The 19,069-nt window shown below is 58.2% G+C and carries 19 protein-coding genes and 1 pseudogene; 4 read left to right on the forward strand and 16 right to left on the reverse strand.

What is annotated here, in order from left to right; genetic code table 11:
• The 8 genes from sctR to IVA92_RS01465 form a co-directional block, all read right to left on the reverse strand.
• Positions 1-666: a type III secretion system export apparatus subunit SctR gene (gene sctR / locus IVA92_RS01430; protein WP_247275803.1), complete on the reverse strand. Its 666-nt coding sequence runs from the start codon at positions 664-666 to the stop codon at positions 1-3.
• Positions 659-1,537, reverse strand: a complete 879-nt coding sequence (gene sctQ, locus IVA92_RS01435; protein ID WP_346658111.1) for a type III secretion system cytoplasmic ring protein SctQ — start codon at positions 1,535-1,537, stop codon at positions 659-661. Before sctQ ends, sctR begins: the two co-directional genes overlap by 8 nt.
• A gap of 233 nt (positions 1,538-1,770) precedes the next feature.
• Positions 1,771-2,304, reverse strand: a complete 534-nt coding sequence (locus IVA92_RS01440) for a hypothetical protein (protein WP_247275805.1) — start codon at positions 2,302-2,304, stop codon at positions 1,771-1,773.
• Complete coding sequence (sctN, locus tag IVA92_RS01445) at positions 2,280-3,548, reverse strand: type III secretion system ATPase SctN (protein ID WP_247275806.1); 1,269 nt, start codon at positions 3,546-3,548, stop codon at positions 2,280-2,282. Before sctN ends, IVA92_RS01440 begins: the two co-directional genes overlap by 25 nt.
• An 89-nt stretch (positions 3,549-3,637) precedes the next feature.
• Complete coding sequence (gene sctL / locus IVA92_RS01450) at positions 3,638-4,258, reverse strand: type III secretion system stator protein SctL (RefSeq protein ID WP_247275807.1); 621 nt, start codon at positions 4,256-4,258, stop codon at positions 3,638-3,640.
• Positions 4,255-4,887 carry a nodulation protein NolU gene (locus IVA92_RS01455; RefSeq protein ID WP_247275808.1) on the reverse strand — a complete coding sequence of 211 codons (633 nt, stop codon included), beginning with the start codon at positions 4,885-4,887 and terminating at the stop codon, positions 4,255-4,257. The genes sctL and IVA92_RS01455 overlap by 4 nt, the downstream gene beginning before the upstream one ends.
• 13 nt (positions 4,888-4,900) lie before the next feature.
• Positions 4,901-5,767, reverse strand: coding sequence for a type III secretion inner membrane ring lipoprotein SctJ (gene sctJ, locus IVA92_RS01460; protein WP_247275809.1), 867 nt, complete (start codon positions 5,765-5,767; stop codon positions 4,901-4,903).
• Between the two features lie 9 nt (positions 5,768-5,776).
• Positions 5,777-6,256 (reverse strand): nodulation protein NolB, encoded by a 480-nt coding sequence (locus IVA92_RS01465; RefSeq protein ID WP_247275810.1) that lies wholly within the window; start codon positions 6,254-6,256, stop codon positions 5,777-5,779.
• A 185-nt stretch (positions 6,257-6,441) separates the two neighbouring features.
• Between IVA92_RS01465 and IVA92_RS01470 the strand changes: the two genes are divergently transcribed.
• Complete coding sequence (locus tag IVA92_RS01470; protein ID WP_247275811.1) at positions 6,442-7,137, forward strand: nodulation protein NolW; 696 nt, start codon at positions 6,442-6,444, stop codon at positions 7,135-7,137.
• 427 nt (positions 7,138-7,564) lie between these two features.
• Here IVA92_RS01470 and IVA92_RS01475 read toward each other — a convergent pair whose 3' ends face one another.
• The 7 genes from IVA92_RS01475 to IVA92_RS01505 all read right to left on the reverse strand — a co-directional run bounded on the left by IVA92_RS01475 (position 7,565) and on the right by IVA92_RS01505 (position 13,712).
• Positions 7,565-7,708: an NEL-type E3 ubiquitin ligase domain-containing protein gene (locus IVA92_RS01475; protein WP_247275812.1), complete on the reverse strand. Its 144-nt coding sequence runs from the start codon at positions 7,706-7,708 to the stop codon at positions 7,565-7,567.
• Between the two features lie 1,299 nt (positions 7,709-9,007).
• Positions 9,008-11,158, reverse strand: a complete 2,151-nt coding sequence (sctV, locus tag IVA92_RS01480) for a type III secretion system export apparatus subunit SctV (RefSeq protein WP_247534114.1) — start codon at positions 11,156-11,158, stop codon at positions 9,008-9,010.
• Positions 11,139-11,582 (reverse strand): histidine kinase, encoded by a 444-nt coding sequence (locus tag IVA92_RS01485; RefSeq protein ID WP_247275814.1) that lies wholly within the window; start codon positions 11,580-11,582, stop codon positions 11,139-11,141. Before IVA92_RS01485 ends, sctV begins: the two co-directional genes overlap by 20 nt.
• A 2-nt stretch (positions 11,583-11,584) precedes the next feature.
• Positions 11,585-12,121, reverse strand: a complete 537-nt coding sequence (locus tag IVA92_RS01490) for a hypothetical protein (protein ID WP_247275815.1) — start codon at positions 12,119-12,121, stop codon at positions 11,585-11,587.
• A 36-nt stretch (positions 12,122-12,157) separates the two neighbouring features.
• Entirely contained in the window at positions 12,158-13,048 is an 891-nt protein-coding gene (locus IVA92_RS01495) for a hypothetical protein (protein WP_247275816.1), read from the reverse strand.
• A 126-nt stretch (positions 13,049-13,174) separates the two neighbouring features.
• Complete coding sequence (locus IVA92_RS01500) at positions 13,175-13,459, reverse strand: hypothetical protein (protein ID WP_247275817.1); 285 nt, start codon at positions 13,457-13,459, stop codon at positions 13,175-13,177.
• Between the two features lie 67 nt (positions 13,460-13,526).
• Positions 13,527-13,712 carry a hypothetical protein gene (locus tag IVA92_RS01505; protein WP_247275818.1) on the reverse strand — a complete coding sequence of 62 codons (186 nt, stop codon included), beginning with the start codon at positions 13,710-13,712 and terminating at the stop codon, positions 13,527-13,529.
• A 628-nt stretch (positions 13,713-14,340) separates the two neighbouring features.
• On the opposite strand from IVA92_RS01505, the gene IVA92_RS01510 reads away from it, so the two are divergent.
• Together IVA92_RS01510 and IVA92_RS01515 are read left to right on the forward strand one after the other, a co-directional pair.
• Positions 14,341-16,230 carry an HrpF/NolX family T3SS translocon protein gene (locus IVA92_RS01510; RefSeq protein WP_247275819.1) on the forward strand — a complete coding sequence of 630 codons (1,890 nt, stop codon included), beginning with the start codon at positions 14,341-14,343 and terminating at the stop codon, positions 16,228-16,230.
• Between the two features lie 276 nt (positions 16,231-16,506).
• A pseudogene (locus tag IVA92_RS01515) lies at positions 16,507-16,799 on the forward strand (transposase); the annotation flags it as partial.
• A gap of 301 nt (positions 16,800-17,100) precedes the next feature.
• Here the strand turns inward: IVA92_RS01515 and IVA92_RS01520 are convergent.
• Positions 17,101-17,463, reverse strand: a complete 363-nt coding sequence (locus IVA92_RS01520; RefSeq protein WP_247275820.1) for a hypothetical protein — start codon at positions 17,461-17,463, stop codon at positions 17,101-17,103.
• Between the two features lie 639 nt (positions 17,464-18,102).
• On the opposite strand from IVA92_RS01520, the gene IVA92_RS01525 reads away from it, so the two are divergent.
• A complete protein-coding gene (locus IVA92_RS01525; protein ID WP_247275821.1) occupies positions 18,103-18,912 on the forward strand; it encodes an effector protein NopP in 810 nt (269 codons plus the stop codon).
• The last annotated feature ends 157 nt before the right edge of the window (positions 18,913-19,069 follow it).

The following is a 19,069-nucleotide window of genomic DNA, read 5'->3' on the forward strand; positions in this document are numbered from 1 at the left end:
TCACCCTCCAGGTGTTGTATAGCTCAGCACTAGCCCGTGCATAAGCCGCGACCAGCCGTCAATCGCCACGAATAGAAACAGCTTGAAAGGAACTGAGATCACTGTCGGAGACACCATTGACATGCCCATGGCCATCAGAATGGTCGTTACGATCAGATCGATAGTGATAAACGGAAGGTATAGCAAAAACCCGATTTCGAAGGCACGCTTGAGTTCTGAGATTAGAAAAGATGGGACGAGAATGACGAAATCATCGGCTGTGGCTCTGCCGCGCATCTCTTCCGGCCAGACACGTTCGGTCGAGGACAGGAAGAAGCCTCGCTGTTCTTCATTGGTGAAGTTCTTGAGATAACTTCGCAGCGGCTCCTGCCCCTCTTTCGCAGCGGCTACCCAATCCTCAAGCGTTTGATAGCGGAGCTGCAGATCGGCGACCCGATTGTAGCTCTGCTCAAAGACGGGGGCGCTCGTGAAGGCGGTGAGCATCAATGCCGCGCCGTATAGAACGATGTTCGGTGGAATTGACTGGGTCCCAAGCGCATTGCGAACGAGGAAGAGAACGACAGATACCTTTACGAACGCCGTGGTCGTGACGACAGCGAAGACCAACAAGCCGAGCGCGGCCGTGACCGCAAGAAGCGGCAGTATTGCTGGTTCGATGTTAGTCATTGCCTGCTAACCCGCCACGCAGTCTAACGCCGAGCTCGTCCCCAATACGTACTATGTCGCCACTCCCGATACGTACGCCGTTTGCAACGATATCGACCAGGCCATCGACCGGCCGGCCAAGTTCGAATACATATCCTTTGCTGATGCTTCTCAAGGCTCCCAGCGTGATGGGCCAGCGGCCGCATTCAAAGACAAGCGAAATCTCAATATCGTCGAGATCGGCTTCCGAAGGCGGCTGCTGTGAACCGGGTAGTGTCGTCATATGCGCATACTCCAGAGGGCGCGGCCGCAAGCGAAACGGTCCGTGCAGGATCAGGCGGTTGCCAGTGACATCTGCCGCGGTCCATAACCGGCCCGCAGTGAGGATGATCTGACCGCGGGCGAATGGCGTTACATCCGGCAACAAAGCGTCGCCCTTACGCGTTTTGCGAAGAAGCGAGGCTGACGCCCGGAGGGAGCCGACCTCTCCTGCAACTGTAACGGGTAACTGTGCGGGGACCTCACACAACTGTCGCGGCAATTGGCCGAGCAGCTCGCCTAAGGCGCGGAACGCCGGCGGTATCGGTCCATCAAGAGGCGAGAAAAGAAATAGGCGACCTTTGCCCCTGACCGGACCGTAGATGATGTCGAGTTCGATATAAGGCCCGTTCTTCTCGGCCTTTCCAACATGAAGGAGTCGCAGTTGCTGCTCTGTCTCAGTCTCCAGGTGCCCCAGCAACGGTTCAAGTGCAAGTTCGAGAACCAGCGAACGACTTGGCTCGGAAAGTAAAGCTAGGCCACTCTGTACTGTCGAGATCAAGGCCTCGGCAAGCGCATGCGGTATCGACAACACGAGCTCATCATCGCCGAGGCCCCAAACGCAATCGAGCATCGACAGAGCCGGAGGTTCCTCCTGCCACACAAGTCGTTCCAGTCGCACCGACAGCGGCTTGTCACAAAGGTTACTCCGCAAAGAGGCGGAGGGCCGCACGTTTCTGTTGAGCCACGTTACGAGACTCTGCGTTAAACGCTGGGTTGGCTCGTACTTCGCGTATGCGTCCGCGCGAGTTGCAGGAGGCGGCTGTACAGGGCAGCGCATTTGCTTCCCAACTAGACTAGCTGTCATCAAATTGAACCGCCCGCCACCGGCATGGGCAAACCCCTCCCATGGCGAAGCAAGACTTCATCATCAGCCTCTAGCTCGGCTGTTACTTCCGAATGGGTATCGGCCGCACGCCGGACGTCGGTCTCGATTTGTCGCCATTTATGAGTCGCTGCGGAACGCTTCGCCCAGTGCGCACGCCTCTCGGATGCGGCTGTCTCGGCCTGCTTTTGAGCGATACGCGCCTCCTCAAGTGTGCGGCGTTTCGAGGTGATCTCGATCGCGAGCCTCTCAAGGGTGAGCTGGCAATGATCGAGTTCAACGACGGACAAGGTACCGGCCGACATCAACTGTTGGTAAACCTCCGCCTGGGCCTCTGTATGATGCTTTTCAGCAATTGCAAATTCCTGCCATGCGTGCTCCGCGGCCGAGGTCGCGATATGAAGCTTGGCTTCCATATTGGACAACTCACTACGAGCACTACGCTCGCGCATATCCTTTACTTGCCGCAAGCTCGAAACGTGTATGCAACTCATGCGGTCAGATGGCACATCCATGTGACGGTTTCCTCAAAAGTGGACGCATCGTTTTCACCTTGGCGTAAAAACTCGCGCAGATCATCGATCGAAGCGACAGCTCGGTCCGTCAGCGGATCGCTGCCTTGCTTGTATTCACCAACCTTGATCAAAAATTCGGCCTCTGCATGACGGGAGATAAGATCACGGAAGAGGGATGCTGCCTTGCGATGCGGTGCAGATACGACGGCATCCATGACGCGGCTGCGGCTCGACAGTACATCGATGGCGGGGAAATGCGCCCGCGCCGCGAGAGCGCGTGAAAGAACGATATGACCATCGAGAATGCCACGCGTTTCCTCGGCGATTGGATCGCCCGTGCCGTCACCTTCCACAAGCACGGTATAGAAGGCCGTGATTGAGCCACGCTCACTCATACCAGCGCGCTCCAGCAAACCTGGCAACATTGCAAAGACAGAGGGAGGAAAGCCCCGGCGGGTCGGTGGCTCACCGGCAGCAAGCCCGATCTCGCGCATAGCGCGGCTAAATCGCGTCAATGAATCCATCATCAGAACGACGCGCAGGCCTTGATCGCGAAAATATTCGGCGAGCGCGGTTGCCGTATAAGCACATTGCGCCCGCTCCGTCGCTGAGCGATCGGAGGTCTCAACGACGACGACCGTGCGGCGGAGGGCAGTCTCCCCAAGATGCCGCTCGATGAATTCACGCACTTCGCGTCCACGCTCGCCTATCAGCGCAACCACGGTCACGTCAGCGACCGCGCCTTTTACGATCTGCGACAGTAACGTCGACTTGCCGCCACCAGGCTCTCCATAAATGCCGATGCGCTGGCCCTCGCCGCATGTCAGAAGACCATCCAAGGCGCGAACACCGAGTGGTAGAGGGCGATCGATGATGCACCTTGTCATTGGATTTGGCGCTTTGCCGCGCAGCGGACGCGTCTCCACGGTTTTGACTGCGCCCCTGCCATCGAGAGGACGGCCGAAGCTGTCGATCACCCGCCCAAGCAAATTGGGGCCGACCGGCACTTCGTGCATTCGGCCAGTGGCAACGACTTCTGCGCGGCCGGACATGCCTTGCAGGTCACCGATCGGCGTCAGCAACACGCCGTCCGGCAACAGACCGATCACCTCGGCCTCAAGCGACCATCCGGTGCGCGGATCCTTGAGCACACAAACTTCTCCAATACGAGCATCCGGCAAAACTGCATGGATTAACGTGCCGAGCGCCCGCGTGATCCGCCCGCGTACGGCACGCGTGTCCACATGGCTTGCCGTAGTTCGCAGACGCGCCAGCGCCGCGTGCAGAGTCCCGTCTCCATCAGGACAGCTATGGTCTGGTCTCGGCGCCGTCACTATTCGTCTGCCTCATGATCTAAACCAAAGCCCAAACGCAGTGCGCGGAGCTGCGCGTCAAGTCCGAGATGGATATTGCCAAATTCGCTCCACAGCACGCATTCGTTCGCTGACAGCGCCGGGTCCGGAATAATTCGGACCGCCGGCCGGTCCTCCCGTCCGTCACAGGCAGCAAATTCGCGCGTAAGCGCATCAGCATCCATGGGGGACGCATGAAGGGACAGTTTCGCCCCGCCATATCTGTGCGAAATCGTGTGACGAACCGTCCTCACCAACATCTCGCCGGGATCGAAATCGCCCAGTAGATCAGTTACGATGTCCATCACGAGCGCTGACAGTTCCTCCTCCAAAACGGCCTTTCGTCGTGCCACTTCCGAGGCAGCCTGCGCCACCAGCTGTGCCATTTCCTCGGCGCCGGCCCTCACCCCCTCGGCATGGCCGCGCGCACGCTCCTTCTGAAAAGCTCTGCGCGTCCAGCCGCGAACGCGCTTCAGATTTCGCTCGGCCACGGCACGCGCCTCGAGGGCGCTCTGCCAAATCTCGAGATCCCTCGCCTCTATGAGTGGCCCAAGCGGGCGGATGTGCGGAGCGACGGGCGGCGCAGTTTCGTCGGCTGTCATCCCGCTGGGGCCTCCCTCGTCAAATGGGCCAACACCGGTGAAAACAATTGGCCCGCGGCATCGCGGTGTTCAGTCCCCGGATTGTCGGCGGCCGTTCCGACAGCTAGGCGTAGAAGCACGCGGCGGCAATCAAGCCTTGACGCTTCATCGAGCCAAGCGCCGAGGCAGGCATGTCCATCGTCTTCAATCCCTAGCGCGAGTTCTTGAGGATCAGCAATTAATCTGGTCGAAACCGCATGCGCTGCATGTCGGATCCCGAAAGCCTGCACCTCGGTGCCGACGTGCTCGACCAGAACGGCGACATCATGCTTTGAAATCAGCCTTGTCAGCGAACGGGCATGCCAAATGCCGCCGGCGAGCAGGGCAGCCCTGCTCGGATCATGCCCGAGGAGAAGGTCTGGCCCGAAGTCACTTCCGTTCAAGCCCATTTCATCTTCAAGCAGCAACGCTTGCAGTCTTACCTGCAGCCTAGGACTCTTCTGCAGTCGCACCAACGTCGCGGACGAGAGGTTCGCGTCAAGTCGCGCGGCAAGGCGGGTCGGATGAATCGTGGCAGCAAGCTTACGGATACCTACAGAGGCTAGTTTCAGCGGATCATGCCGCTCGGCAGACGGATTCGGTCTCGTCATGTCGGACACCACGCTACGCCGCATTAGGCTTAATCGCTTTGCGAATCATCTCCATAGCAGAGACAGCCGAGCGCCCACCAACAGCGCTAACTTTCTGAGATGATTGCCTGCGCTGGCGCCCACGAGCGCTCAGCAAGACGCAGGACAACACGCCGAATACAGACCCGCCGAGACCCATGCCAACCGCAACCAATGGCGTCGAAATGACTCCAGATGCTTGGGCGAAACCAGCCGCAGCCGCCGGTCGCGGCTCTAGTGCGGGCCGCTCGACTGAGACGAAAACAACAGCCACCTTGTCATAGGATAAGCCCTCGATGCTGTTGGCGACGAGCATTTTAATCTGCGGCAGCAAGATTGAGAGATTTGCCCTTGAGTCATGTCGGATGAAAACCGACGCCGAAGATGGCGTGGTGTCACGTCGCAACAGGTCGTTCTTTGGCAGAACAACGTGGACGCGCGCCGAGAGGACGCCATCGATATCACTGATCGTGCGAGATAGTTCCTCGCTCAGCGCATAGACGTAACGGGCGCGCTCCTCGATTGGCGAAGCAATCAGACCCGCCGCGCTGAACACTTCGCCCAGACTCTTGAAAGCGTGGCGCGGCAACCCTTCGCCATTCAGCAGGTCGATTGCGGAAGCAATCTGAGTCTGCTCGACCTGGATCGTGATAGTCCCGTCCTTAGCAGCAACGCGGAGCGCATCGACCCCGTTCTTGAGGAGGACCGCAAGCATTTCATTGGCCTCACGCTCCTGAACTTTCGTGTAGAGATCGGCTTTGCAACCAACCAGGGCAAGCAGGAGCGGCAGCAGAGCCAGAAGTTGAAGCCGCTTGCGGAATGGGCGCGCCTGACCGCTTTCGCGATCGATTAAACCAATCATTCGCCCCACTCAGCCCGCCGATATCAGCTTATTCAGAGATGAACCGAGGCTACCGATGCCATTTGAAATGAGTGTTACCTGGATGACGCTGTCAGAAACATCCTTCAGATTCGCCAACATCGCCTCGAAGTCACCTGCGCCACTGGGGGCGCCCGGCACACCCGCTCCCGCTTTGCCCGGCTGCAGCAATAGGGGCTCCGACGTCGACCCGGTCTCCGCACCTTTTGGAACTGCATTGACCGGATACATCGCAGAAAGGTTCTGGAGAATGCGATCGCCCAGCGGGCTCGCCTGTGTTGTTGCACGCGATACCTCGGATATCGGCGGAACGGGCGCCGCTCCCGTTACTGGAGGCGCAAGGTCTGGAACCGAAGCCGCTTGCAAGAGGCTCTGCTGAAACTGGACCTGCTCGTCGACCGCTGTTGCCGAACAGGCCTTGGACAGGCCTTCTAGATTGTGAGAGATCGGCGCAGCGCCTAACATCATCATGGAAAGACTCGCTCTCATCGAGATGTGATACGACCAGCCGTTCAAGCCGATTAGCGGCTCAATGTCCTAGACAGGCCAGCTGACGACAAGCTGACGAGTTCGCCCGCACATCGCCATCTAAAGATCACGTTTCGCGTTCACGTACCGAACGTACTCCTGTTAGTTTAAGTCAACGAGAACCATGAATGCATATCCGATCCATAATCCCGCTCGTTTTGAACGGAGTTCTGTGTGTCGCCGTTTTCATTTCCGGCGGAACACAGATCGCGCGCGGCGCTCCCCTGTCGCTGCCCTCGACCCCTTATCGGTATACGGTTCTGGATCAGGAGCTTTCTGCCGCGCTGCAGGAATTCGGCAACAACCTCAATATTAAAGTCACCATCAGCGCCGAGGTGAAGGGTCGGATTCGCGGGCACATGCCGGACCTGCCACCGCGCGCCTTCCTTGATCATCTGACTCAACTCTACAATCTTCAATGGTATTACGATGGGCTCGTGCTTTACGTCTCTACCGCAAAGGAAGCGCAAACTCGTCTGCTTGTCTTAACTTCAATCAGCTGCGACGCGCTCAAGGCAACCCTCGATGCGCTCGCCATTTCCGACGAACGCTACATCATGAGATCGGCTCCGGGAAATGGCCTAGTCCTTGCGTCCGGTCCACCACGGTTCATCGCACTCGTGGATCAGACGCTCAATGGTCTTGTGGCGGAGACGCAGGCGCGACCTCGCTCCGTCGAGATGCCGTCCCGGGAATCTGTGCTGATGTTATATCGCGGCGCCTCCGCGACGATCGTTCGGGATGGGCGAACTGAAGGCCCGTACTCTTCAGACATGCCGCGCCAGGAGGGTGCCTTGCCTGCGCAAGGGCCGGGCCCAAGATGATACAGCTCAATCAGCCGTTACGCGGGTTGTGCAAGGAGCCTGGACCGATCGTCCGGTCAGACGCCGCACAAGCACGGCGAGACGTGCGTGCCGTAAATCGGCTCCAGAACACGAGAATTGCCGCTGCGCCACCTTGTCCACCAGTATCCGGATGTCCGGTGGTAGTGTGCGGGAGGTTCTGCAAAACCTGAGCGGCTGAAGCGGTCACAGTAAATCCGGTATTTGCGAAGATCACCGCCCATAGCGGAGCAAGGACCATCACGACCGTGACGAAGATTAGGACGGATGGCTCTGCCGTCAAACAGCTTATTGCGTCGGACAGGGATCCTGAAACCCCTGATCCGGGGTGCGGTGCAGGAAGCTATCGAAGCCGCGATGGCGGAGGCGCTGGGCGCGGCGAGGCGCGGCTGGGCTATCGCTCCGGCTACTATACCCGCTCGCTGACCGTCTCCCAGGGTTGCCACCGAGTTGCCAGATAGTCGGCCAACCCCGTCTCCTCCTCGTCGCGCACCCGCATCTCAGCCGTGCTGAGGTCGTACTCAGTGACCCAGGATACGCCGAAGAAGCGCATGCTGACCAGCCTGCCGACACTCTACCGCCCGAACTCCAAGAACACCGGGAATGTCGTCATTCGGGGTCCGTCCAGATTTGCACCTTGCCTCCTTGGCAGCTTTCTTCCGCCGGAGAGTTCTGAAGATTAGGTTTTCAGCATTGCAGGCGGCGCATGATAGATGCCGCCTCTGACCAGCAGGGCCCAGATGGTGCGCGCAAGTTATTGCCACCTTTCGCAACATCGACCGGCTGCCGCCATCGCTTACGTAATCTGCCGCCAGGCAATCAGGCTGTTCCATCCGGGGTGAGACGAGGACTGGTTGACTGGCTCATCGCATAGGCGTTCGGAATTTCCTTTGTACCTCCTGACGAGCCCAGCGGGTGCCGAGTCGCTCGGCGGCATAACGATGCGGCAAATCCCTGCATCACACCTGGTATCGGCCATGGCGTATGCAGGAAAACCCCAATCAGCCGATCAATTGGAGTTCACGCTGAGTGCTATGCCGGGTAACGCGTGACGTGAGACTTCCTGCCCACGAGCAAGCCGGGAGACGAACACAGGGATCTTACGAGCGGGTTTCGACACCCCTTTTCCAAGCACCACGCTTGCCGCACGCGACGGGGCTAGCGCAAGAGAGGCGCGTCGCAAATCAAACTGTATCACATCTCTTATGCCGCAGCAGTTCCCTGCCGCACTTAGCATCCACGGGGGGTTCCCAAAACGGCCCTGCTCACCTAGTTGGTAATCGAGACAACAGAACCAATACGTCCGCTACTATTAGCTATGCCGGGTCACTTCTGTAGGGCGGCACGCCAGCGCAGCGGGCGGGTGCTTGCATTGCGCGATATCTCGCACCGATCGTTGCGGACCACGTGATTTGGTCCGCGCAATCGGAATACGCTGCGCTGTCGCCATTGCTTGTATTGCGGTTGTGGCTCACCAAGCGTCCCACGTTGTCGAGTTAACGCATTTAGTCTTGAGCGCATATTAATCGCAGGTCCAGGCAGACGTTGGCGAGCACTCAATGCGAGGCGCTTTCGCATCGACACGCAACACCGATCCGCTGCATTGATCTTCCGAGCATTTTTGCTTCAACGCGTCGCGCAAAGCTCCTGGTCAGGAGTCCGGCCGATCGCGCACTCAATGCGTTCGCGCATAGCTGGATCGATATCTTTGGCGCCGAGCAACTTTGGCGCCGGCGGCTCTTGCATTTGAAGAGCTGGTCTATCCCAGCTAGCGCAACTGCAGAGCCCCAGAGTAGCGAAGAGAGCCGAGCACGAAAGCACACAAAATGAACCCAAGCGCCACCGCACTGACTTACGAGGTGAATTCATGCGGTCCTTCTTGGATTGACTGCTGCGCCTGTGAATCGGCTGCAAGGAACGTGTTGCTGAGTTCCTCGGACGGCGCGTCGTCGTCCTTTGCAGCTGCGAGTGTAATGGATCCAACAGGCTGGATTGTGAAGTCCGAGGCAAGGTCCTGATAGGATAGAACAGCAAGATCGATCCCATTACGGGTGAGAAAGCCGCGGACAAAGCGTCGTATATCCATCGAAGCAAGGATAACGGGCCGGATCTGCCCCCGAACTACGTTCGAATGGATCTGACGCATTTTTGAAAGCAGCGCCTCGCTTTGCTCGTCGCTCAAAACCAGGTAGGGTCCTTTGGCAGTCTCTCGAACCGCGCTGCGCACGATATCCTCGGTTTGACGTTCGATGATAAAGACCGGAACGACGCGGTGTGCGTTGGCATACCGGTGGCAGATTTGCCGTCTCAGACCGGAGCGAACATGTTCCGTGAGCAAGACGACGTTTTGTTCACGTCCGCTCCATTCGGCCAATGCTTCCAAGACCAGCCGTGTGTTCCGGATCGGAATACCCTCCTCCAGGAGGCGCCGCAAGACGTCGGCTACTTTAGGGATCGGCGTCATACGCAACACCTCCTTGACCAGATCGGAATATTCCGTCTCCATGCGAGCCAGCAACTGGCGCGTCTCCTGGATACCGACCAAGCACTGTGCATAGCGGGTCAACGCCGAATGGACGCGTAAGGCCAGGATTTCAATGGGACGGTGGTGCCCGATGCCGGCTGCTTTGAGAGCCGGTGCATTGCTCTGTTCAATCCAGATTTGATCCGTCTCCCGGTCATGCCGAAACGGGATGCCACTCAATTCAATGTTGGCCGGATCGTCGCGGAGTGCGAGCTGCGTTGGATCAATTAACTCCTGCTCGACGGGCACGCCCTCGACATCCACCCTGTACTGCAAGTCTGGCAAGCGCTCGTCGACCTCGATTGGGATGCGCGGAATTGTGATGCCGAGATCAGACGAGATCAGTCCCGAAACGCGTGCAATGTGCTGTTGCAATTCCTCTTTGTCGATCGCCCGTGTCAGACTTGACGCAAGGAACAATGCGATGGGAAGCGCCTCCGCAGGCACGATATCCTTGTTAGACTGTGTGGGAGCCGGGCGAGAGATATCAGCGCTTTTCTTGCCGCTTTGGGTCGCACCGTCGGCAAAGCTCGCTGCCGCAAAGACTGCAGCCAAGACGAGAAAGACAGGGAGCGGAAAACCCGGAATAGCCCCCATTACAACGAGTACGCCGGCAGACAGCCGCAATGCGTGCGAGTTTGCTGTGAGCTGGTTAACGATGTCGGTCCCAAGATTGAGCCTTACAACCCCATTTACTCGAGTGATGATTGTCGCAGCTGTAATCGAGAGCAGCAGCGAGGGAATTTGTGAGATTAACGCATCACCTATGGTCAGCAGGGTATATTGATGCAGCGCCGCCTGGAAAGACATTCCCTTGGAGAGCAGGCCGATGGTGATCCCGCCCAGCATGTTGACGCAGATAACCACCAATCCTGCGATGGCGTCGCCCTTCACGAATTTCATGGCGCCATCCATAGCCCCGTAAAGCTGACTTTCTTTCTCCAATGTAGCGCGCCGGCTGCGGGCTTCATTCTGATCGATATGGCCATTGCGCAATTCCGCATCGATTCCCATCTGCTTGCCTGGCAGAGCATCGAGCGTGAACCGCGCCGCCACCTCGGCCACGCGTTCAGCCCCCTTGGCCACGACGATGAACTGCACCATGGTCACGACTAAAAATATGACAATGCCGACGACGATATTTCCCGATATGACGAAATCACCGAATGTGCGAATGATGCTGCCCGCATCCCCCTCAGCCAAGATCAGCCGCGTCGTTGAGACGGTGAGCGCCAGACGGAATACCGTGGAAATCAGAATGACGCTCGGCAAGGACGAGAAATCAAGTGGAGTGCTAATATAGAGAGCGACCATCAGCAGCAATATGGCCAAGCCCAGATTGAAGCCGACGAGCGTATCAATCGCCACTATCGGGATCGGCATGATCATCATGCCGACCGTCAGAAGCAGCATCAACGCGACCATCAAATCGGAGCTGGCCGACGCGCGCGCAATGATCTTACGCAGGACGCTGGTCATGGGGACCTTCCGATCGTTGATTGATCAGGCCAGTGCTCTCACGCAACGAGACATAGCGTTGGAAAGCGGCGAGCGCCTCGTCTATGAGGCCGGCCCGCCGCAGGGCGTGGCTACGCAACAGCATCAAAGAGATACGCGCCGAGGGTTCGTCATCAAGTGCGTTCAGTCTATCTAGGACCTGCAACGCCTCACCTCCGAGGCCTTCCAAGATGAGGGCATAGGCGAGAATCCGTAATAGATCGACATCTCGCGAGTCGTTGCCGACGATGAGTCGCAAGAGAGCCACGCATTCTGCGCTCTGCCCACATGCAAGGTGAAGATAGGAAAGTGTACAGAGCAAATCGCGCTCCTGCCCGGAACTCAGTGAGACGTTATCGGATTGGGAAACGTTGGTCGTCCGTTGCGCTCCATCGGAGTTGAACATTGTTAGGCTTCGATCAAGCTATTCCGATTCTGGCGAAGCAGCGCTAGCCAGTGCAGTCCCTGCCGTAGGACGACGATACCGTCCCCCGCCATCGAATCCGCAGGCGCGGCCGCCAGTTTATGGACGAGACGTTCCAGAACAATGCTATACCGCTCTGCCCGCAGCATGTCCGGATGACGTAGGCTTGGAGTGACGAAGGAGAGTAGATCGTGCGCGATATCGCGCCCGTAGAGCGATGCCACCCCAGCGGGCTGCTCGATCTCATAAATGCGAGTGCGCATCTCATTGAGACTGACACGCCAGACTGCATCAATATCTTTGGCCTCCGATGCGGCTTCGATCGCTACATCCAGCGACATAGAAGGCGTGTTCAGCTCGCCCCAGATCGACGCACGCTCCTTCTCGCCATTTGCACGAGCACCGTCCGCCTCACCTTTATTGGGTTGGATGGTCGGCCCTATCACTGGTTCATGATGGTCCTCGCTGAGTGTCTGCGAAGCAGTGCCAGGCCCGACATCGTAGCGGGAAACCTTTGACATGACGATCTCCTTATCCTTCCTTCGGGCCAGGAAAGCCTAATACGGAACGGCAACAACGCGGCCATTGCGGCTTAGCAGCACACGCCCATCCTCGATTCGAGTGACCGCCCATCCCTCGGCCAAGAGAGCGCCGACGAAATACTTCTGCCCACCGACAAGCAGATAGGGCTGGGATCCGCGCGAAACAGCTTCGATCGCGATTGAGGATGGCTGCTTTTCCTCTTTGACGATCACTCCGTTCACCAGTGTGACCGCACCGTATGTACGACCATCGAACCATTGCTGGAGCTCCTGCCATTTCGCAACGGTTGCAGGCGTGACTTTTCCCTCAGCGCTAACAAAACCCGGCCCGGAACCAACCCTGATATCGAGCAGGCCCGCCTTATCAATTTCCTGTTTCAGCACTTCGGCTGCAGCCTGAGCTCGCCGATCGTCAGGCCGGTTCGTGCCCAGCTTGGGTACAAGCTCTGCGGCAGGCGGCGCAATGCCGGTCGGTGCACTTCCGGTGGCTTTGAAGAAAATGGTCGAGAGACCGCCTACACCAAGAAAGCTGAGGAGCACGAGGGCGAGAGCTGAGATCCAAACGCGCGAGAGGCTGATCGACCGAGCCTCAACTGCATTCTGCATCGACCAGCGAATAGACATGGCGCCCGCACGAATGACGGCGGGAAGAAAAAGAACAACACGTTCACCTGCGGCAATATCCCCTTCGCCCTCTGGGGTGCTTACGGCTGCAAGAGCCTCAAGCTCGATTGAATTGCCAACGAGGGTGATACGTAGGTGATGCGGCTCAAGCCCTTGTTCGACGAAAACCATATCCGCGTCGAGGCCGCTACCGATAAGGCTCGTTCCGGCAGCCGCCTTCCCGCTTAGCCCGACATAAGGTCCCGACAGTACCTCGAAATGTAAGGAGGCGGCCTCATTCACGGACAATTCTCCGAACCATGACGAGCACGGCAGGGCGATTGGTCGCACGACTCATTCCTAGGCCGCACCACTCACATCACCCGATGACGGGAAAGGCGGAGCGACGATTCGCCCCGCCTTTGACCGTTATCCGTTGACGCGCTCGCTGGCCGCCTTCCTCTCACTCGAGAGCTCGGTCGTCAGTGCACGCAACCGTATGTCCTGCACCATGGCCTGCTGGTTAACCGCCTTCAATTCGTCGATCAGTTTCTCGAAAGTACCCGTCCCACCAACGTTATCGGCCGCCGAGCTACCGACGCTGGAACTCGTGGACTTGCTATCAGTCTTGCTATCAGTCTTGCTATTTGCCTTGCTGTCATGGGTGTCGTGGGTACCACCAGTAGAAGAGCTAGTAGAACTTGTTTTGGTCATATCGCTTCACCTTCCGTTTTTTTGCCGCCATCAATGGCAACACTCCACTGACGTCGAAGAACCGGCGTCAGGTATCCTCTTCTGTTTCAGCTATAGCTTCGCGAAGATTTGACATGTTTCGCTCCATCGCCTGCATCGCGACGCTGGCAAGAACCGAACCGAAAGCCGATTCGAACTTCTGACGATCAGTTACCGACTGCGAGCTGCCACTGTCAGAATTGGTATGGATGACGCCTTCGATTGCCCCGGCCATCTGGTGCCTCTCACTTCAGTTCCGCCAAAACGGTGGTATCACCACCGAGCGATTCACATTGCTTACGCTACTGGGACTAGCTGTCGAGAAGCTGACGAGAATGAGAACAACCTCACTATCGTCAACGTCAACCCAGCTGAGAGCGCGCATTCGCAGGTACATGCCGCGACTGCCACCGCGCGAATTTCTCGGCCCCACTTTCAATCTCTACATTATGCCGACGAGCGCCAGATCGCGGCGCCTTCCCAACGCACCTCATCACATTGCTCGATCAGCAATGGTGTGATGGCAAGTCAGAGGCAAAACCGCGCGCAGTTGGAAATGCTGCCGCGGGAATCGGCGGTGATGTTGTTTCGTGGCTCCACAGCGATCGTCACTCGGGACTGACGACCGCAGGCACCTGCTTTGCGAAAGCGTCAGAACAGCGTCGTGCTTGCACATGCTCTGAGCCGGAGATGAGTTTCATGAGCACGATGACGCCTCTCCGGGATGTTAAGACGACCGACATTGGCTCGTCCTGCTCCGTCTAAAAGTCGTCAGCTTCTCGAAAGCTCGCCCCCTTAATATGAAAGCTCGATCTTACGACGCCGACGTCAAGTATTTACCGCAATGGAATGGAATGAACCTAATGCAGCTCAACAGCATTTCGCTGCCCGCCAGTGCAGATCCAGCTCAGTTCGGGCTTGTTCCGGGGGCTTCGTCGGCCTTGGGATCATCCGCGCAGACCCCCGGCCAGATTCGGCAAGGCGAACCTTCGATGTTCGAGGCAATGGTGTCCATCTGCTCGCGGGAAGAGAAATCCGGCGTTCCCTCCACGCCGCCGGATCTGCTGCAATCAGAGCTACAGATCCCGCAGGATTCGCTGGACCAGTTGTCAGCGCACGCGAAGGCGGCGATCGAGGCGGTGATGAAGGATCCGTTTCTTTCTTCCTCGGTCGATTCCTCCTCGGTCGATTCCTCCTCGGTCGATTCCTCGTCGGTCGACTCCCCTAGTGCAGACGCATCGGCGACAGCTGCTCCATCGCCTGACGTTCCGAGCACTCCGGTGCCAAGCTCTAGGATCACGTGGGACGGCGGCACGCTGACCAATGCCGAGTTGCAGATCGTGGCAGTGTTGAACCGGCACAAAGACCAATGCCCACTCAGCTGGGACTCGCTGGCAGCCAAGGCCAGCGATCCCTCGACGCCCCCGGATCTGAAGGAGGCGATCGACGGACTGCGACGCGATCCAGAGCTCTTCTATGCGATTGGCTCCCAGGGGGACGGCCGCTGCGGCGGCAAGATCAAGGCCAAGGATCTGTCAGAGTTTTCCGCCAGCCATTCGCAGGTTGCTACATTCCAGCAGCAGCAAGCGCATAGCTACGAGCAGAACTATATTCCATCCGACGGCACCTCGAATGGACAAGCGTCGGTCATGACCTTGAATGATGCATTGCGCGAGCTTTACAAGTATTCTGACTACCTGCCCAAGAGTTTGAGCCTTGACGATTTCAAGCGGATCGTCGACGGCAACGCCGACATCGGTAAGTGTCCGCCTCAGCTGATCGCGGCGGCTCAACACTTCCTCGATCACCCGGACGCCTGGAAGCAGTTGTGCGGTGGTGCGACTGATAAAATGCACAAGGAAGACTTCTTGCAAGTCGCCTCGTCGTCGATGAATTCCACGCAAAGCGAGCTGAACACGCTCGACACGATCAACAAGAATCAGAATGCCTTCTTCGGGGACGGCGACCTGACACGACACAAGTTGGCGAGTATGGTGGATGACAAGACTCTCGACCCGAAGATACGAGAAGCGGCATCGCAACTGCTCTCGGACCCGCTCTTGTTCCGTTTGCTAAACAATTCGATTACGGGCTACAAAACCCATCAGGAGTTCTTCGACTTAGGCGGCGGGCATACGGTCGACTCTGGTAATATCAGCAACAACGACTTCAAGCACTTCTATAGCAACATGTCACCTGCGAACCATACCGTTCAGCAGATCAAGACCCATGTCCCCAAGACCGCGGCTGAACAAAATGCAGTCACAGATATGGTGATGGGGGTATCCGACCAACCCGATGTCGCGTCTCCGAAGAAGAATGGCGGGGTCCTCATGCATGCGGTCGATGACGTAGCCAAGGTGGGCTCGAAGGTGCTCGACTGGGAGGCCACGGCAGTAGGCCTGCTCGGCGTCATTCCGGGACTGGGCGAGTTGGCCGATGGCGTATCGATGGTGCTCGAGCTCGAGTCGCAAGCATTGAGCCTTCTGCATACGGGCATTAGCGGGGGTGATATGAAACAGGCCCTCAAAGAGGCTGGCCTTAATCTTGCGGGGCAGGCCATTAGCTTTGTCGCTGGGCCCGAGGTCAAATTCGCGCTGCGCGAGGGCCTCGCAAAGGAGATGCTCGAACAGACCGTGCAGTTCGGCCTCGATACGGCGATCTCGAAAGTGCAGTCCTATGCGGAGGACCATTTGGACGACCTGAAGGCACGCCTTACCGAGCCCACGCAAGCCGCAGGCGTTCCGAGTTAGGTCGCTACGCCGTCGTCGTCTCAGACGGTGGTCTGAAAGGCCAGTTTTGCGGGTAAGGTGCGGATGGGTACCTACCTTTTCAGGGACGGGTGCAACTTCTGCGCCGCTCTCAGTACGGCCTCGAGAAACTCGGTATGTGCCACGTCATCAGAAAGCCGCCGCTCGGCAAGCGGCGGCGGAAGAACGCGCGCTGCACTCGAGGCGCACCCCAAGCACCTGGCGCCACTCTTCTGAGAAGCCGGGTCCGCAATTTGAACAGGTCGATAATTGGAGTTTCTGCCTGAAAGCGGCGATGATCGCCGCGAACAGGAGAGACCAAGAACAGACGAACCGCGCAGGAATCACAGCCCGGCTTTCAAGGCGAAGGTGGCGCTTGCCGCCGTCAACCGACCGGACGACAGGCCAATTGGCCGAGCACTTCGACGTCTACCCCCTCAGGTGACGGCCCGGAAAGCTCAGCTTGAGGGGGCTTCTGACGTGTTCGGCGCGGGGCCTCCGCGACGGTTGCGGCCGCGGCCGACGTAAAGTCACTGCACGCGAAGATCGGCGAGCTGACGCTGGAGAACGATTCCTAAGAATAGGCAGCACCTACTTTCGGCTCCAACGGCTGGAGAACGAAGCCGAATGCCTTGGCATGCGGATGCAAATTATTGACCACTCGCGTCCGGTAACGCGTCTAGTAAGACGAGGCCCGGGATAGACATAGTCCATTCCATATCGCATAGCGTTGTAGAACAGAACTGCGATCTTGCGGGCCGTGGCGGTCACGTCCTTGGCTTTGCCGATGCGCGCTGAGAGCCGCCAAAGGCGCCGAGCGCGGTGTCTGTACCGCCCACGGTCACGGCAGCAAGGCGCAGAAGTGCCGCCGCCCTACCGCCGAATCCGCGCGTTCTTGTGCATATGCTTGATGTGGGAGGCCGCGTACCCAATCAGACGCTCGCGCTGGCGCACGTAGGATCGCAGCTCCGCAATCTGTCCTTTGGGCCGAAAGCTGGCTCGCGACAGCCCAAACGAATGGAGCCGCTGCAGCCACTGCGCATCGGTGATATCGGGCTGCCTCGAGCATCGGCACCACTTCTGACTCATGGCCCAAATCGTCCGAGCCATCTTGGTCGCGAAGGCGATCGCCACGAGGATGCGCGGCTTCCGCGAGAGCGCTTCGGCGAGGACAAGAGCTGCGTTTGCGCTCAGGCAATCTACCACTTCGCCGGCGGCCAGACCGTCGTCCGCCAATAATCCCAGCAGAGCTGGCTCGAGACCGGAAGACGAGCCGCGGGCATGTAGTCGATGGCTCAGCTCCGGCTGCCTGTTTTTCCGACTCGGCTTCGGAAGGCGGAGCTTCCATGAGTTCGGGCGCGGCGCGCCCCTTCCTACGCCAACCGCCGATCAGGCGCTCGTCGAACGGCAGTGCCACGTAGCAGGTGACGTCATCCGGAGTCACTCTCGCGATCGCGTTGCGCGCCACGCGCCCACCCGAATATCCGGTCGACACTGCGTGCAGTTCGCTGCCTCACGGACTGGGAGTGCCACCAGGTCGAGCAAGCCATCCAGCGCACGAGACGCTCGGGCGGTGGAAGTCGCTTTCCTCGCGGCGCGCTCGACGCCTCGGCGGGTCCGAGTGTCCCGCATCGTGTTCCCCTTGCGACGCGCCGCTTGCACCAGTCCAGCACCTCCGCGCCTCGTTCTGGGTGGATAACGTGGAAGCCTGCATCGCGCAACGCCTCGACGATACGCGGTCGAGCTGCCCAAAGGCGTGGCGGGATTTTTCCTTTATGCGCTGGCGTCAGCTTACGGACAGCTAAGCTGTCTATCAAGCGGGTAAGGTCTAACGACCTGAAGCAATGCAAGACGTATGATCCAGGTGCAGTCGTCATGTACGGTCGAGTTAACAATTGGCCCGATATTCCGGCCGAAGAAAGATATCATCGGGCAGCCAACGCTGAGGAAGCGGGTGCCGAAAGCCAGGGCTTCGCCGATGCGTTCGCTAGAACGCGATTGCAGGAGTCTGTTGGCAGCTCACCTTCGCAACCGAGTTATTCCCTCGTTCGAAAACCTCCTGTGGTCGAGATCGACAGAGCTACCTTCAGGACAGAAGTGAGGACCTTTCATGGCGACGCAATCAACCGCATCGCCAACAATCCACACGAGTACTCGGAATTTGTATCCGCAAGAGCTAAGCGCACAGCAGAGGTCGCTAAGGAATACGGTATCAGAAGAGATTCAGAAGACGCCCGATATTACAGCTACCAATTAGGAAATGTGAGCGTCGGCCTCCAAAGAACGGAGGCCGGATTCAACATGACTGAGTTCGAAAGCGATAAGTGGCGAGAACAGTTCCCTGGACGAAGTGAAGTCACCTCAATTGTGGATTTTCAGGTTGCTCATCCGCTTGTCGCAAACGCCGGCGATATTCTGCTCGAACATCAACTTCGGCAAGACGGCGAACGACCATTGGTGAACTGGCGTCCTGCTAATGCAGAAGCGAAGGCCCGCGCAAAGACAATGGGCTTCGTTGAAGTGGATGAGGACGACATGGTACTTGACCCCACTCAGTCCGCCCAGTGGACAAAAAACAGCCTTGGTGAATGGCAGCGCGCAACTAAATCTCAGCTTTATCTCTCCAAGGTCGACAGTGATACTGAGGTTGCAGCAGATTCCGAAGAGGATGGTGACTTCATGTAATGCCCAGATGGGCTGGCATTCATGTGTTTGGGCAGGCGGTGGAGCAAGGAGCGAAGGCAAACGGACAGCTGCGGCAAAGGTCAAGCCTCAGCCGAGCGAAACCGACAATTCGACTGGATCGGCGAGGTGCTTTGTAACAAGGCACCAATGTTCACGA

Origin of the sequence: Bradyrhizobium sp. 154, assembly GCF_023073875.1 — a bacterium.
GTDB lineage: Bacteria > Pseudomonadota > Alphaproteobacteria > Rhizobiales > Xanthobacteraceae > Bradyrhizobium.

Excerpts from the sequence above, each read along its gene's own strand:
- sctR (WP_247275803.1), bottom strand. The coding sequence starts at position 666 with ATGACTAACATCGAACCAGCAATACTGCCGCTTCTTGCGGTCACGGCC.
- IVA92_RS01465 (WP_247275810.1), bottom strand. The coding sequence starts at position 6,256 with ATGATGATGTTAGGCGCTGCGCCGATCTCTCACAATCTAGAAGGCCTG.
- sctQ (WP_346658111.1), bottom strand. The coding sequence starts at position 1,537 with ATGCTCGATTGCGTTTGGGGCCTCGGCGATGATGAGCTCGTGTTGTCG.
- sctL (WP_247275807.1), bottom strand. The coding sequence starts at position 4,258 with ATGACAGCCGACGAAACTGCGCCGCCCGTCGCTCCGCACATCCGCCCG.
- IVA92_RS01455 (WP_247275808.1), bottom strand. The coding sequence starts at position 4,887 with ATGACGAGACCGAATCCGTCTGCCGAGCGGCATGATCCGCTGAAACTA.
- IVA92_RS01440 (WP_247275805.1), bottom strand. The coding sequence starts at position 2,304 with ATGGATGTGCCATCTGACCGCATGAGTTGCATACACGTTTCGAGCTTG.
- IVA92_RS01500 (WP_247275817.1), bottom strand. The coding sequence starts at position 13,459 with ATGACCAAAACAAGTTCTACTAGCTCTTCTACTGGTGGTACCCACGAC.
- sctV (WP_247534114.1), bottom strand. The coding sequence starts at position 11,158 with ATGACCAGCGTCCTGCGTAAGATCATTGCGCGCGCGTCGGCCAGCTCC.
- IVA92_RS01525 (WP_247275821.1), top strand. The coding sequence starts at position 18,103 with ATGTACGGTCGAGTTAACAATTGGCCCGATATTCCGGCCGAAGAAAGA.
- IVA92_RS01485 (WP_247275814.1), bottom strand. The coding sequence starts at position 11,582 with ATGTTCAACTCCGATGGAGCGCAACGGACGACCAACGTTTCCCAATCC.
- IVA92_RS01475 (WP_247275812.1), bottom strand. The coding sequence starts at position 7,708 with ATGCGCTTCTTCGGCGTATCCTGGGTCACTGAGTACGACCTCAGCACG.
- IVA92_RS01470 (WP_247275811.1), top strand. The coding sequence starts at position 6,442 with ATGCATATCCGATCCATAATCCCGCTCGTTTTGAACGGAGTTCTGTGT.
- IVA92_RS01490 (WP_247275815.1), bottom strand. The coding sequence starts at position 12,121 with ATGTCAAAGGTTTCCCGCTACGATGTCGGGCCTGGCACTGCTTCGCAG.
- IVA92_RS01505 (WP_247275818.1), bottom strand. The coding sequence starts at position 13,712 with ATGGCCGGGGCAATCGAAGGCGTCATCCATACCAATTCTGACAGTGGC.
- sctJ (WP_247275809.1), bottom strand. The coding sequence starts at position 5,767 with ATGATTGGTTTAATCGATCGCGAAAGCGGTCAGGCGCGCCCATTCCGC.
- IVA92_RS01510 (WP_247275819.1), top strand. The coding sequence starts at position 14,341 with ATGCAGCTCAACAGCATTTCGCTGCCCGCCAGTGCAGATCCAGCTCAG.